The 12,839-nt window shown below is 75.1% G+C and carries 14 protein-coding genes; 8 read left to right on the plus strand and 6 right to left on the minus strand.

Annotated features, from left to right (window positions below):
* Positions 1–133: 133 nt before the first annotated feature.
* Both lysA and ACF9IK_RS36370 read left to right on the plus strand, forming a co-directional pair.
* Entirely contained in the window at positions 134–1,540 is a 1,407-nt protein-coding gene (gene lysA, locus ACF9IK_RS36365) for a diaminopimelate decarboxylase (RefSeq protein ID WP_395298327.1), read from the plus strand.
* Positions 1,541–1,797: 257 nt separating this feature from the next.
* Positions 1,798–1,962 (plus strand): hypothetical protein, encoded by a 165-nt coding sequence (locus tag ACF9IK_RS36370; protein WP_395298328.1) that lies wholly within the window; start codon positions 1,798–1,800, stop codon positions 1,960–1,962.
* 176 nt (positions 1,963–2,138) lie between these two features.
* Here the strand turns inward: ACF9IK_RS36370 and ACF9IK_RS36375 are convergent, their stop codons facing one another.
* Both ACF9IK_RS36375 and ACF9IK_RS36380 read right to left on the minus strand, forming a co-directional pair.
* On the minus strand, positions 2,139–3,305 hold the full coding sequence (locus tag ACF9IK_RS36375; RefSeq protein WP_395298329.1) for a low temperature requirement protein A: 1,167 nt from the start codon (positions 3,303–3,305) through the stop codon (positions 2,139–2,141).
* A 352-nt stretch (positions 3,306–3,657) separates the two neighbouring features.
* A complete protein-coding gene (locus ACF9IK_RS36380; RefSeq protein WP_395298330.1) occupies positions 3,658–4,914 on the minus strand; it encodes a M64 family metallopeptidase in 1,257 nt (418 codons plus the stop codon).
* Between the two features lie 238 nt (positions 4,915–5,152).
* Between ACF9IK_RS36380 and ACF9IK_RS36385 the strand changes: the two genes are divergently transcribed.
* From ACF9IK_RS36385 to ACF9IK_RS36395, 3 genes are all read left to right on the plus strand, one after another.
* Positions 5,153–5,494: an ASCH domain-containing protein gene (locus tag ACF9IK_RS36385; protein ID WP_395298331.1), complete on the plus strand. Its 342-nt coding sequence runs from the start codon at positions 5,153–5,155 to the stop codon at positions 5,492–5,494.
* Positions 5,495–5,552: 58 nt separating this feature from the next.
* Positions 5,553–5,921 (plus strand): hypothetical protein, encoded by a 369-nt coding sequence (locus ACF9IK_RS36390; protein ID WP_395298332.1) that lies wholly within the window; start codon positions 5,553–5,555, stop codon positions 5,919–5,921.
* A 161-nt stretch (positions 5,922–6,082) separates the two neighbouring features.
* On the plus strand, positions 6,083–6,865 hold the full coding sequence (locus tag ACF9IK_RS36395) for a TIGR04222 domain-containing membrane protein (RefSeq protein WP_395298333.1): 783 nt from the start codon (positions 6,083–6,085) through the stop codon (positions 6,863–6,865).
* A gap of 58 nt (positions 6,866–6,923) precedes the next feature.
* Here the strand turns inward: ACF9IK_RS36395 and ACF9IK_RS36400 are convergent, their stop codons facing one another.
* The 4 genes from ACF9IK_RS36400 to ACF9IK_RS36415 form a co-directional block, all read right to left on the minus strand.
* Entirely contained in the window at positions 6,924–7,643 is a 720-nt protein-coding gene (locus ACF9IK_RS36400; protein ID WP_395298334.1) for a hypothetical protein, read from the minus strand.
* An 80-nt stretch (positions 7,644–7,723) separates the two neighbouring features.
* A complete protein-coding gene (locus ACF9IK_RS36405) occupies positions 7,724–8,128 on the minus strand; it encodes a hypothetical protein (RefSeq protein ID WP_395298335.1) in 405 nt (134 codons plus the stop codon).
* A gap of 119 nt (positions 8,129–8,247) precedes the next feature.
* On the minus strand, positions 8,248–9,681 hold the full coding sequence (locus ACF9IK_RS36410) for a phytoene desaturase family protein (RefSeq protein WP_395298784.1): 1,434 nt from the start codon (positions 9,679–9,681) through the stop codon (positions 8,248–8,250).
* 180 nt (positions 9,682–9,861) lie between these two features.
* A complete protein-coding gene (locus ACF9IK_RS36415; RefSeq protein WP_395298336.1) occupies positions 9,862–10,590 on the minus strand; it encodes a hypothetical protein in 729 nt (242 codons plus the stop codon).
* A 286-nt stretch (positions 10,591–10,876) separates the two neighbouring features.
* Between ACF9IK_RS36415 and ACF9IK_RS36420 the strand changes: the two genes are divergently transcribed.
* The 3 genes from ACF9IK_RS36420 to ACF9IK_RS36430 are packed head-to-tail and all read left to right on the plus strand — an operon-like array spanning position 10,877 to position 12,836.
* Complete coding sequence (locus ACF9IK_RS36420) at positions 10,877–11,848, plus strand: alpha/beta fold hydrolase (RefSeq protein WP_395298337.1); 972 nt, start codon at positions 10,877–10,879, stop codon at positions 11,846–11,848.
* Positions 11,849–11,856: 8 nt separating this feature from the next.
* Positions 11,857–12,363: an RNA polymerase sigma factor gene (locus ACF9IK_RS36425; protein WP_395298338.1), complete on the plus strand. Its 507-nt coding sequence runs from the start codon at positions 11,857–11,859 to the stop codon at positions 12,361–12,363.
* Positions 12,357–12,836: a hypothetical protein gene (locus ACF9IK_RS36430; RefSeq protein ID WP_395298339.1), complete on the plus strand. Its 480-nt coding sequence runs from the start codon at positions 12,357–12,359 to the stop codon at positions 12,834–12,836. Before ACF9IK_RS36425 ends, ACF9IK_RS36430 begins: the two co-directional genes overlap by 7 nt.
* Positions 12,837–12,839 lie beyond the last annotated feature (3 nt).

Below are 12,839 nucleotides of genomic sequence, written 5' to 3' on the forward strand. Positions count from 1 at the left end.
GGCGCGCGTCAACGGCGGGCGCCACCGCGTGCTGGCGGGGGTGCACTGGAACTGCGGGCGGAAGCCGTCGGGGCGGTCCGCCCGGTGAAGCGACCCGCGCCGGCCTCTCCCACCCGAGCAGGAGCACTGACCCATGACGACCACTGCCGCAGCCGCCACGCCCGCCACGTCCGCGCCGTTCACCCTCCCGGCCCCGGCCGCCGGCCACCCGTCCGCTCCCTGCGTCCCGTCCGGCCACGCGCTCGGCGGCCCGTGGCCGGCCTCGGCCCGGCCCGGTGCCGCCGGTGAGCTGCTGATCGGCGGCGTCGGGCTGGCGGAGGCCGCGGACCGCTTCGGCACCCCGCTGTACGTGCTCGACGAGGACGAGGTCCGGGCCCGCGCCCGGGCCTACCGCCGGGCCCTGCCGAAGGCCGAGGTCTTCTACGCCGCCAAGGCGTTCCTGTGCAGTGCGATGGCCGCCTGGATCGCCGAGGAGGGCCTCGGCCTGGACGTCTGCTCGGCCGGCGAACTGCGCCTGGCCACCGCCGCGGGGTTCCCTCCGGAGCGGATCCTGCTGCACGGCAACGCCAAGACCCCGGAGGAGCTCCGGCTCGCCCGACGGCTGCGGGTCGGCCGGATCGTGGTCGACGTCCTCTCCGAGATCCCCCGCCTCGCCGCCATCTCCGTCGCCGACGCCCCGCAGCGCGTTCTGGTACGGGTGGTCCCGGGCGTGGCCGCGGGGCACCACAGCGCCGTCCGGACCGGCGTCGACGGGCAGAAGTTCGGCTTCCGGATCGCCGGCGGCGACGCCGCCGAGGCGGTCGACCGCATCCTCGCCCAGCCCGGCCTCGAACTCACCGGCCTGCACTGCCACCTCGGCTCCCAGATCACCGACACCGCGCCCTACCGCACCGCCCTGGACCGCCTCGTCGAGCTGCTGGCCGACCTCCGCGACCGCCACGGCGTCGAGCTGCCCGAGCTGGACCTCGGCGGCGGCCACGGCGTCCGGTACCGCCCGCAGGACGAGGAGCTGGACCCCGCACGGTTCGCCGCCGGGACCACCGCCCACCTCGCCGCCCGCTGTGCCGAACACGGCCTCGCCGTGCCCCGGCTGCTGGTCGAACCGGGCCGGGCGGTCGCCGCACCCGCAGCGGTCGCGGTCTACCGCGTGCTGGCGGTGAAGCACACCGCCGACGGCCGGGCCTTCGCCGCCGTCGACGGTGGCATGGGTGACAACCCCCGCCCCGCGCTCTACGGCTCCGCGTATGACGTCCGGCCGGTCGGCCGGCCCACCGCGGGCACGGCGACAGGCGTCTTCGACGTCGTCGGCCGGCACTGCGAAGCCGGTGACGTCCTGGTCCGCGACGCGCAGCTGCCCGCCGATCTGCGGCCCGGCGACCTGCTCGCCGTTCCCGCGGCGGGGGCCTACCAGCTCTCGATGGCCTCCGGCTACAACCTGGTCGGCCGGCCCCCGGTGGTGGCCGTCCGCGACGGCCGGGCCCGCCTGCTGATCCGGCGCGAGACGGTCGAGGACTTCCGCGCCCGCGAGGTCGGCCGGTGACGCGACGTCAGCGGGGGCGGGCGGCCGAGGCCGTGGCGAGGCGGCCGACCAGGGCGGCAGCGGTGTCCGGGGCGAAGGAGAACGGCAGCCGGTGCTGGTCGTCGTGGCCGCCGGTCGGGTCCATGGTGGCGCCCGGGACGACCTCCGCACCGTGCCGCAGGGCCAGCTGTGCGTAGACCCGTGCGTCGGTGCCGGCGGGAGAGCCGGATCCACAGCACGGAGCCGCCCTGCGGGGGCTGCCAGTACCAGTCGGGGAGGTGCTCGGCGAGCAACCGGGTCATGGTGGCGAGCCGCTCCTGCCGGAGCCGCTCCCGCTCGGGGGCGAAGGCGGGGAGGGCGGGGAGGGCGGGGAGCAGCCGCGCGGCGGCGAGCCGGTCGACTCGGATGCCGTCGGGGTCGAGTCCGGCGCCGACCAGCCGTGAGCCGGCCGCCCGGGGAGTTCCAGCTGGCCTCACCGGCCGGCTCCGCGGGACACCGCGCCGGGAGCGGCGGTTGTCCTACGCGATCGGCGGCGTCCACCTCGGCCTGGCGGCCCTGGTGTTCGTCTGAAGGCGGGCGCCTGACGACGGGCGCGCCGTTCGTGCTGCCGAGCCGCCTCCTACGACGTGGCCGCCCCGGTGGCCCGGCGCCGGGCGGCCCGGCGGTGCTTGGCGAGCTTAGCCAGGGCGAACACCACCGCGGCGGCGCAGCCCACGGCCGCCCACGCGGGCAGGAGGACCGACGCCGGCACCAGCCCGGCCAGGGTGAGCACCAGACAGGGCAGGTACCAACCGAGGACGGTGCGCACCGGATCGCCGTACCGCAGGGAGATGGCGGCGTTGGCGGAGTAGAAGGCGAGGACGCCCCCGCACAGCGCCCAGCGGGAGCCGGGCGGCAGCGTGTGGTCGGGCTCGGCCACCGCGGTGCCGAGGGCGGCGGCGATCACCGTGATGCCCGAGACGAGGACGAACGGCAGGTACATCACGGTGTCGCGGATGGCCCGGTCGGCGCCGCCGGCCTGCGCCCGGCCGAGTCCGCGGACGGCCTCCGTGGTGCCCCAGGTGAAGAAGACCATCGCAAGTTCGGCCACCACCACGAAGGCGAGCAGCGCGGCCAGCGCCGACGGCCGGGTGAAATGGTCGGCGAGGGTGAGGACGACGGTGTAGACGCTCTCGCCGAGCACGATGACGACGAAGAGCCCGATCCGTTCGACCAGGTGTTCCATGGAGAGCCGGCTGTAGAACTCCGCGGTGATGCCGGCGCGGACGGCCAGCAGCACCACCTCCAGCGCGACCGCGACGATCCAGAGGACGAACCTTCCGGGGTTCGGTACGGCCGCCGACACCGCCCAGAGCGTGGCCGGCACCAGGCAGTAGAGCACCGGCCGCCAGACGGGCAGGGGGTTCTCAGGGGCGCGGGCCCGGCCGATCCAGATGGCGAAGAAGCCGAGCCGCACCCACGCCGCCCCCAGCGCGTACGCCCAGGCCCGGTCGCCCAGCCCGTCCGGCGCCGCGGCGGCCATCAGCCCGAGGCCGGGCATCGCGCCGAGCAGGAGCGCCTGGCTGCGGGGGGTGTCGGAGCCGAACACGTTGATCGTGACCGTCAGGTTGGCCCACGCCCACCAGGCCGGGAAGAACAACACCAGGAAGGTGCCGAACTCCTGAGCCCCCGGATCGCCGTGCAGGTCGTGCGCCAGAACGGCGACGGTGGCGACGAACACCAGGTCGAAGAAGAGCTCGAACCAGCCCGCCCGCTGCTCCTGCGGCACCGCCTCCTGCGATTCCATCCCCCCACTCTGCCCGCCCACCGCTCCCGGCCGCTCGGGGCGCGCCACAGGTAGGGCGCTCGACTGCCGGCGAGGACGCTCCGGGGGCGGGAGGAGAATCCGGGATTCCCTGCCCGCGGGATCCTCAGGCTGACCCGTCACCGGCCTGACGCCCGGTGGAGGCGGTCCGCAAGTGCCCTGCAGCATCTCGGCGAGTGCCCAGCGGCGACGGCCGGGCGAACGCGTGTCCGGCCGGGGATCCCGACCAGGCCTGTGGAGACGGGCGGTTGCTGCGCAAGTCATCGTCGGGGTGGCCGACCGGGTCGGCCGCGTCCCGACGCGGATGCGGCCCGTCGTCGACCTCCTCGGGACCTCAGCCGGTGACCCACCAGGACAGGGCGCTCGTGAGGGACGGCCGCAGGGCCGGATCGAGCACGTCCGGCGTGGGGTCGGTGGCGACCGCGGTCAGCCGGTAGCCGATGCCGCGCGGTCCGGCGGCGAAGCCGAAGGAAGAGAGCGGGATGGTGGTGCGGCCGCGCAGGTGCGTCAGCTCGCGCCCGTCGGAGTACCAGCGGAGCGTGGTGCCGGGGACGGGGAGGTCGACGGTGAGCCGGCCGGACGAGTCGAGCGTGGAGTTCGCGGGCGTGGTGCTGGTGACGGTCGTGGCGTGGCGGTAGAACCCGGCGATCATCGCCTCACGCCCCGGGAGGTTGAACTCGCGGCCGAGCGAGCGCATGATCGAGTTCTCCGTCGGCCGGAAGATCCCGTCGGGGTAGTAGCCGCCGCCGAGGTACGCGCCGACGGTTCCGCCGTCCGGTGAGGTCCGGCCCAGCCACCGGTACCACTTGGCGCGCTCGCGGCGCATCCGCTCGGTGGTCAGGGTGCTGATGTTGGATTCGGCGGGTTCCGCGCCCCGGTAGGTGCCCTGGCCGTCGTAGTAGTACTCGTCGGCCAGCTTGCCCAGGGAATGGCCGGTCTCGTGGACGGCGATCTGCCCGGAGCGGTCGTTGCCGCCGGCCACGGTGGCGATGCCCTCGTACCCGAGCGGGGACCGCACGTCGTTGTAGCCGGCGCCGCCGTACTTGGCGCTGTTGGCGACCACGAGGACGAGGTCGGCCTGCGGGGCCTTGGCGGCGTAGCGCTCCACGGCCTCGACGTCGACGCAGAGCAGGCGCTCGATGTCCTCGCACCAGAAGTACGACCCGAGGGCGGTGTCGCGGACGGCGGCCCGGTCCGGGTCCCCGGTGATGCCGGACTGTGCCGAGACGGCCTCCACCGCCCAGACGTTGAACAGGTTGCGGTAGGTGGCGTACGGCTCGACGGCGCTGACCTCCTGCCACTTCGCGGTGGCGTCGGCGCGGAACTTCTCCTGCTCGCCCGCGGTGTAGCCGTCGCCGATCACCACCACGTCCAGTTTGGTGTCCGTGCTGCCGTTCTGGACGAGCGGGGTGACGGCGCCGTCGGCCGCGACGGCCTGCGGGCGGTCGGCGAGGTGGGGCGAGGCGGGGGAGACGCTCGCCCGGCCGATCCCGCCGTCCTCGGCGAAGACCTCGACCTGCTGCCGACCGTCGGGCGCCTGCCCGTGCTGGTCGGATGCTGCTCCGGCGGGCGCCGCCGCGAGAATGGCCATGGACATGACAGTAGTCAGGATGGCAGAGGTCCACCTGCGTTTGCGCACCGGGGCTCCTTCGACGGGGGACTGAAGGCCGATCGTACATATGTGACATGGCATCGGGCCAGAGATCGGACGGCGCCCGCACGGGTTACCCCCGCCGAGGCGACTCCGCTCCGTGGCGCGCTGGCGCCCGGCCGCACCCCGGCCGCTCCTGGCCCCCGGCCGCCCGCCGTGGAAGCGGAGACCGACACCCGTGGCGGACCCCGACCGCGTCATCCGCATCCACCGGCCCTACCTCGCCCTGATCGTCGGTGGAGCCGAGACCGTCGAGGTGCGCGTCGGCTACCCGAGTACGCGCAGGATCCGCGTCGGCCGGGTGCCCGCCTTCGAGTCAGGCGAGGAGCGCTGCCGCGCCCGGGTGGTGAAGGTCGCCGAGTACGAGTCCTTCGAGGCGATGCTCGACGCGGAGGACCACCGGGCGATCGCCGGCGAAGACCCGGGCCGGGGCGAACTCCTCGCCGCCTGCCGGGAGATCCATCCGCCGGAGAAGGAGGCGCCCGGCGTCCTGGCGATCCACCTGCGGCTCGTCCCGTGACGGGGCCAAGACGGGCGCTCCGAGGCCGGTTCGCCGGACCGGTGCGATGATGTCCGGCATGACGGACTCGGACGCCCACGACGACGGCGTGATCCTGGACGACCTGCTGCGCGAGGCCGCCGCGGACGCGGCCGGGGCGCTCTGGCGGCTCACCGGCGACGACCGGCAGCTCGACGCCAACGTGGTGCGGCTGCGCCCGGACGCCATCGTCGCCGACCACGTCGAACCCGATCTGGACGTGCTGGTCGTCGGGCTCTCCGGTGAAGGCGCGCTGCGCTGCGCGGGCATCGCCCACGACCTGCGGCCCGGCATGCTGCGCATGCTGCCGCGCGGTGCCGTGCGCGGGGTCTCGGCGGGGCCGGACGGCGTCGTCTACCTGACCGTGCACCGTCGCCGTCCGGGCCTCGCCGTCCGGCCCCGCCCGTGACGCCGCCCGAGATGCGTGCGGCGATGCCGATTTGACGCCCACCGGCTCCTTGCGGGGAGGGCGGGCCCGCGTCATCCTGCTGGCCGAGGGCTTGCGGGGCTGGTCGGCGGGCGGCACGAGGCGCCGACGCCGACCTGACGGGGAGCGGTTCGGGGGGCTCGATGGGGACGGTCGGCATCATCTGCGCTGTGGTCGGGTCGGTGGGCGCGGGGTTGTTGCGGTGGCTACCGCTACGGGGGCGTACGGACGGCCTGACGGCCGCCCACCTCGCAATGGTCCGCGGCGGGCCGAGAGCCGCGCTCGTGGTGGTCGTCGTCGAACTCCACCTCGCCGGGGCCGTCGCGGCCGACCGGCACGGCCGGCTGCGCCGCGTGGTGCACGCGTACCCGCGGAAGGACGCGACGCCGCTGCACCGCGCCGTGCGGACGGCGCTCTCCCGCGCCCTGTCCTGCGCGGACGCCGCGGTCGTCCCCACCGTCCGGCGGGCTCGGAAGGAGTTGCGGGCGGATCTCGCCCGGCGCGGCCTGCTCTGCGGCCGCGGCCGGCAGGCGGCGGCGGGCCTGGTGGCCCTCGCCGCCGGTGGATCGGCCGTGGCCGCCGCCGCGCACGGTGCGGCGCCGGTGGGGATCCCGCTCGCGGTGGCCTCGTTCGGGATGTTGTTCGTGCCGGGACGCACCCTCGCGGGGTGGGCACTGCTCGGCGAACGGCGCCGCCGCCACCCCCTCCCCGCCGCCGACGCGCCGCGCCTGCGGGCCGCACAGCCGGACGGCGGCACCGCGCTCCTCGTCGCCCTTCACGGCCGGCGGGCGCTGCGCCGGCTGCTCCCGGGGTTCGCCGCCGAGACCGGCCTGCTCGGCGGTCGCGCCGCCCGCGACACCGTCGCCCGCTCCGGCCACGACTGCGGCCCCGACGCCTCGTCCGCCTCCTGGTCGTCGGACACCTGACGCTTCGTGCGCCGACCGGGAGCGCGGACGGCCGGCGGGGACGGCCGGCGGGGAGGTGCTAGCGGGCAGGTGGCGCCGGCAGGCGTCGTGTTCTGGGGTGGGCGGGGATGACCTGGCAGGCGAAGCAGGCGTGGGCGGCGATGACGAACACGGCCGGGAGGCCTCCGAGGAGGATGAGGAACGTGGGTGTGAGGTTCGCCAGGACGATGAGCGCGGCGCGGGCGCCGAGACCGCGTGACGCCCATGGAGCCACCATCAGCAGTGCGGTGACCACCGGGGCGCCGAACAGCACGGCCACGATGGCGGAGGCCCCGAGGATCTGCGTCGGTACGGAGAGGCCCGCGCTGCCCGCGGTCATCGTGAAGGCGAGCGCCAGGAGCGAGGCCAGAAGGGCCATCGGTGTCAGGTAGTAGACGGCGTAGCGGGCCGCGGCCCGGCCCGCCCAGCGCAGGGCGGTCCGCCAGTTCGCCACCCAGAGGCGGGCGCCGAGGGCGAACGGGAGCAGCAGCAGCGGCGCGAGGACGAGCAGGGCGATCGCGAGGTCTCCGCCCGGTGTGTTCTCGGAGAGTTCGAAGACCAGCAGGTAGGCCAGGGGCAGGGCGGCGAGGGTCGTCACTGTGAAGGCGTGAGCGGTGGTGTCGCACAGGCCGGGCCCTGTCGGCCGCCGCATCGGAGGCCGACCACGGATGGCGCCGGTCGCCCGGCCGTTGTGCGCGGCGAAGCCCGGACCGATGGGCTGGATCTCCTGCACCTTGCATCCCCCCTTGAAATTGAACACGTTCAAAGTATTGCCGGGAGGCGTGCTCGTCAACCGGCGACCCAAGGCAGCGGGGCGAGGAGCGGCCGGGCGGCGTCGGATCAGCGTCCGCGTAGGGCCCGGTAGGCACCCCACGCCTCGATGAAGCCCTGGACCGCCCGGATGTCGTCCGAGAAGGAGGCGGAGCGCCACTTCGCCCTTCCGCCGTCGTGGTAGTGGAGGTCGATCCAGACGGAGACGTTCACCCTCGTGCTGTCGGAGAAGCTCTGACCGCGGACCTGCAGCTCGATGCCGGCCAGGTCGTGGAAGGCGACGACCGCCGGCGGCCTGTGCTCGTCGGCGTACTCGACGGCGCCCTCGGGGGTGATCACCAGCAGCGGGTCCGGATCGTGCGACGTCCCGTGCAGGAAGCCGGACAGCTTTCCGCGCCGTTTGGTGAAGACCCGCCAGCCGTCCGGTACGGGACCGTGGCGCGCCTGCCCGAGGACCATCCGGGGATCGGTCATGTCGCCTCCGCCGGTGGCATCCGCGTCCGGGGCCGCGTCCGGCCTCCCCGGATGACTTTCAGGACCACCGAGGATTCTCCTTGCCCCGGTGGGCGGCCGCCACTTCTGCGCCCCGAGTGCTACCGGGTCGCGCGGCTCCCGCGGCCGCCACGGCTCCCGCCGAGGTCGCGCAGGGCGGCCTCGGCGGCGTTGGCGCCGCACATGCCGTGGACGCCGGGGCCGGGCGGGGTGGCCGCGGAGCAGAGGTAGTGGCCGGGGACGCCGGTGGCGTAGGGGCGGAGGGTGACGCGGGGGCCGAAGAGCAACTGCGGGAGGTCCTTCGCGCCGGTCATGATGTCCCCGCCGACGAAGTTCGGGTTGTCCGCGGCGAATCCTGCGGTGGTGCGGACGGAGCGGCCGACGATCCGGTCCCGGAACCCGGGCGCGAACCGTTCGATCCGGGAGGTGATCGTCTCGGTGGCGTCGCCGTCGTAGCCGTGCGGCACGTGGGCGTAGCTCCACACGGGGTGGACGTCGCCGACGGAACGCTGCGGGTCGGCCAGGTACTGCTGGCCCACCAGGACGAACGGCCGCTGCGGCATCCGCCCGGCGGACACCTCCCGCTCGGCGGCGGCGACCTCCTCGAACGTCCCGCCGAGGTGCACGACGCCGGCTCGCCGCGCGGGTTCGGCGGTCCACGGGACGCCGCCGGCCACCGCGAAGTCGACCTTGAAGGCGCCCGGCCCGTGGCGGAACCTCCGGTAGGCGCGGGCCACGCGCGGTGGCAGACGGTCGCCGAGGATGTCGGCCACGGCACCGGGCGCCAGGTCGAGCATGGTGATGTCGGCGGGCGGGAGCTCGGCGGCCGAGCGGATCCTCCGGCCGGTCTCGACCGTGCCGCCGAGGTCCGCGAGCAGCGCGGCCAGCGCCCGGGTGATCGAGCCCGATCCGCCCTCGGCCACGGCCCAGCCGTACCGGTGGCCGGCGGCCAGGATGCCGAGGCCGATGCTCGCCGTGAGCGGCCGGTCCAGCGGCCGGAAGGCGTGCGCCGCGACGCCGCCGAACAGGGCACGGGCCCGTTCTCCGGTGAAGGCCCGCGCCAGGACCGCGGCCGGCAGCACGGCCGGCGCGCCGAAACGGGCGAGGCGCAGCGGGTGGCGGGGGAGGTGCAGCAGCGGGCGCATGATGTCCGCGGCGAGCTCCTCGTAGCCCACGGCGGGTGCGGCGAACAGCCGTCGCCAGCGCTGGCCGTCTTCGCCGAGCCCGGCCGCGGTCGCGTCGACGGAACGGTGCAGGACGCCGGCGGTGCCGTCGTCGAGCGGGTGGACGCAGTCGATCTCGGGGAGGCGCCACCGCAGGCCGTAGCGGTCCAGACCGAGGTCGCTCAGGAAGGGGGATCCGACGGTGATCAGGTGGACGGCGGAGCAGTGGTCGTGCAGCAGCCCGGGGAGGATCGCCTCGCCGCTGCGGGCGCCGCCGCCGATCTCGTCGGCGGCCTCCAGCACCGTGACGCGGAGGCCGGCCCGGGCCAGCCCGACGGCCGCGGCCAGCCCGTTCGGGCCGGCGCCGACCACGACGGCGGTCCGCCCGTCGTGTCGCCCGTGGTCGCGTCGTCCGTGCCGACCGCCGTCTCCAGGAGTGCCGTCCACGCCACCAGTCTCCCGTTCGGAACCGCTCGCAGCCCCGCGCCACGGCGGTGGGGCGGCCGATCCGCCGATCGGTCGGGACCGCAGATCCGCCGGGGCGACGGATCGTCAGCGATGCGGCGTGCCGCCGACGGCGTCCTTCAGCGCGTCGATCCAGGTCCGGCGGTCGGGCGGGTAGCGGCGCGCGGCGCGCTCCGCGCGGCGCGAGCCCGGCGGGTAGCGCCAGCGGGCCCACGGTGAGCCCGGCTTGGCCAGCCGGACGGAGGCGACCACGGAGACCAGGGGGACGAGCAGCCCGATCACGCCGAGGGCCGTCTTGCCCTTGAGGATCGCGCAGACGGAGAAGGCCACGTCCACCAGCATCAGTCCGGCGAACGCGAGGTGGTTGGCGGTGCCCGAGCCGACGTCGGAGAAGGGGTTGAACCCGGCGACCAGCAGCAGGCCGACCGCCACCGCCAGGAACGTCGCGTCGATCGACTTGCGTCCCTCGCTGGTCCAGTAGACGTCCTCCAGGTGCAGCCAGAGCGCGAACTCGTCGAGGGTCAGGGCGGCACCGGCGCCGAACAGCACCGCCAGGATCTGCACCCCGGGGCTCTCCGGCCGGTAGGCGAACTCGATCGCGCCCGACACCAGCATCGCGACGATGCCGTACACCTCGTGGTGCAGGTGGGTGCCGCCGACGCTCACGTCGCGGAACGGCCCACGGCCCGCCCGGATCATCCTCGTGATGGCCCGGGTGCCCGCGAAGGTCAGGATGAACGAGCCGAGCATCCAGAGCCCGATCCCCTGATTGGGCACGCTGATCACCACGTCGACTTCGACCTCGTCGTGCGGCACGGCCGCCCCGTTCCGTCAGCGTGGTGCGCGGGCACCGGGAGTGGGTCACGAACTGGCGGAGGGGAGGCGGCGCCGTGGCAGCGGCAAGCCCGGTTCCCGGTGCCTCCTCCGCATTGCCGAGCCTAGGCCAGTCCTGGGTGCGTTCACGGCACCGACCCGCTCCCGGCGGTGCCGCGGCGCCCGGGGGTCGGATGTGACGCGGGTCACGGGAGTGATCGGGGCGCGTGGCCGCTCTTCCTCGTGAACGCGTTCACGAGGGCGCGTCATGACCGCCGAGGAGCCTGCCGTGACGACCACCGAGGAGCCCGACATCGCTGCCGCCGCTCGACCGCCGGCGATCGCCGCCGACGGGCAGCTCCCCGCAGCCCGGGACCGCCCGTTCCCCGCCCTCCCCGGCGTGACCCACCGCTTCGTCACCGCGCGCGGCGTCCGCTTCCACGTCGCCGAGGCGGGATCGGGCGAACCCGTGCTCCTGCTGCACGGCTTCCCCCAGCACTGGTACGCCTGGCGCAGGGTCATCCCCGAGCTTGCGGAGGGCTACCGGCTGATCTGTCTGGACCTGCGCGGCTGCGGCTGGACCGACGCCCCGCGGGGCGGCTACGACTCCGAGGGCCTGGCCGGGGACGTGCTGGCCGTGCTGGACGCGCTGGGGCTGGACCGGGTGCACCTGATCGGACACGAGACCGGCGGCTGGCTGGGGTTCCGGCTCTGCCTCGCCGCGCCCGGGCGGTTCAGCCGCTTCCTCGCCGTCAACGCCGCGCACCCGTGGCCGCGCAGGCGGTTCGGGCTGCCGCTCTACGCGTGGCGCTACTGGTACACCGCCTTCTGGGAGTACCCGGGCATCGGGCGACGGGTCCTGCGGCACTGGCCCGGCTTCACCCGCTTCCTGCTGCGGCACTGGGCCGCCCGCCCGGACGCCTGGGACGAGGCCGCGCTGGAGGAGTTCGTCCAGGCCGTCCGGCCGGCGGAACGGGCCCGGGCGGGCGAGCAGCTGCTCTGGCAGTTCGTACTGCACGACATACCCGCGCTGGCCCGCGGCCGCTATCGTGGGCAGCGACTGCGGGTGCCGACCCTGATGCTGTGCGGGGAGCAGGACCCGGTGACCCGCCCCGGTCCACCGGCCGGCGGCGAGCGGCATGCCGACGACCTCGCGGTCCGATGGGTGCCGGGCGGCCACCTCCTGCCCGAGGAGGCCCCGGGCGCCGTCGCCGCCGCTGCCCGACGGCACTTCGGGAACCCCCTGGGCGGCGGGAGTTGATGACCGCCATGGCGAATCGCGTGACCGTCGACCCGGAGCTGGTCCGGTCCGCCCAGCGCGGAGACCCGATCGCCCTCGGGGAGCTGCTCGACGCGCTGGCGCCGTTCGTCGGCCGGATCTGCGGCCCGATCGCACTGCAGGACGGCCCGGACGCGACTCAGGAGGCACTGATCTCGATCCTGCGGAACATCGGCCGGCTCCGCGACCCGGCGGCCCTGTTCGGATGGGTCAAGGCGATCGCGGCGCACGAGGCGGTCCGGGTGGCCGAGCGGGCCGGGCGGACCGCCGCCGCGTCGCTGGAGGAGCTGCCGGCCCTCGCGGACCCGCAGCTGGCGGCCGACGTCGACGACGTCCTGGCCCGCCTGACGCCCGAACACCGGGCGGTGCTGGTGCTGCGCGATCTCGAAGGGGTGGACGAGGCCACGGCGAGCAACCTGCTCGCCGTACCGCCCGGCACCGTACGGTCCCGGCTCTTCCGGGCCCGGCAGAGTTTCAGGAAGGCGTGGGAATGGTGAGCCCGAACTGGCCGGTCGTCGACCTGGACCCGATCCGGCGCCTGCGGGTGCTGGCCGCGACGGTGCCGGGCGCGGTGCACCACGCCGAGATCCTGATCCCCGCACCGCTCGACCGGGTCTGGTCGGTGGCCTCCGACCTGGAGAACGAACTGCCCGAGCTGCTCGGAACGGTGAAGTCCTTCACGATCACCCGCGCCGAGGGCGAGCGGCTGGAGGCGTACGCGGTCGGCACGCTCGGGCAGCGGGCGCGGTTCGACGTCGTCCTTCGGCCCGGTTGGTGCCTGATGAGCAGCCGGTTCGTCATCGGCGCGATGGCGGTGGTCCAGGAGGACGGCGGCACCCGGTTCGGCTCGCTCGCCGGCTTCCGGCTGCCCGGAGGCCGGCTCCTCCGCCCGGCGGTCGCCTCTCTCGGCGACCGCGCCGTCCGCCGCTTCGCCGCCCACCCCCGCCTCCGGCCGGACGGCGGTGCCTGACGC

Origin of the sequence: Kitasatospora hibisci (assembly GCF_043950205.1) — a bacterium.
Lineage (GTDB): Bacteria > Actinomycetota > Actinomycetes > Streptomycetales > Streptomycetaceae > Kitasatospora > Kitasatospora hibisci.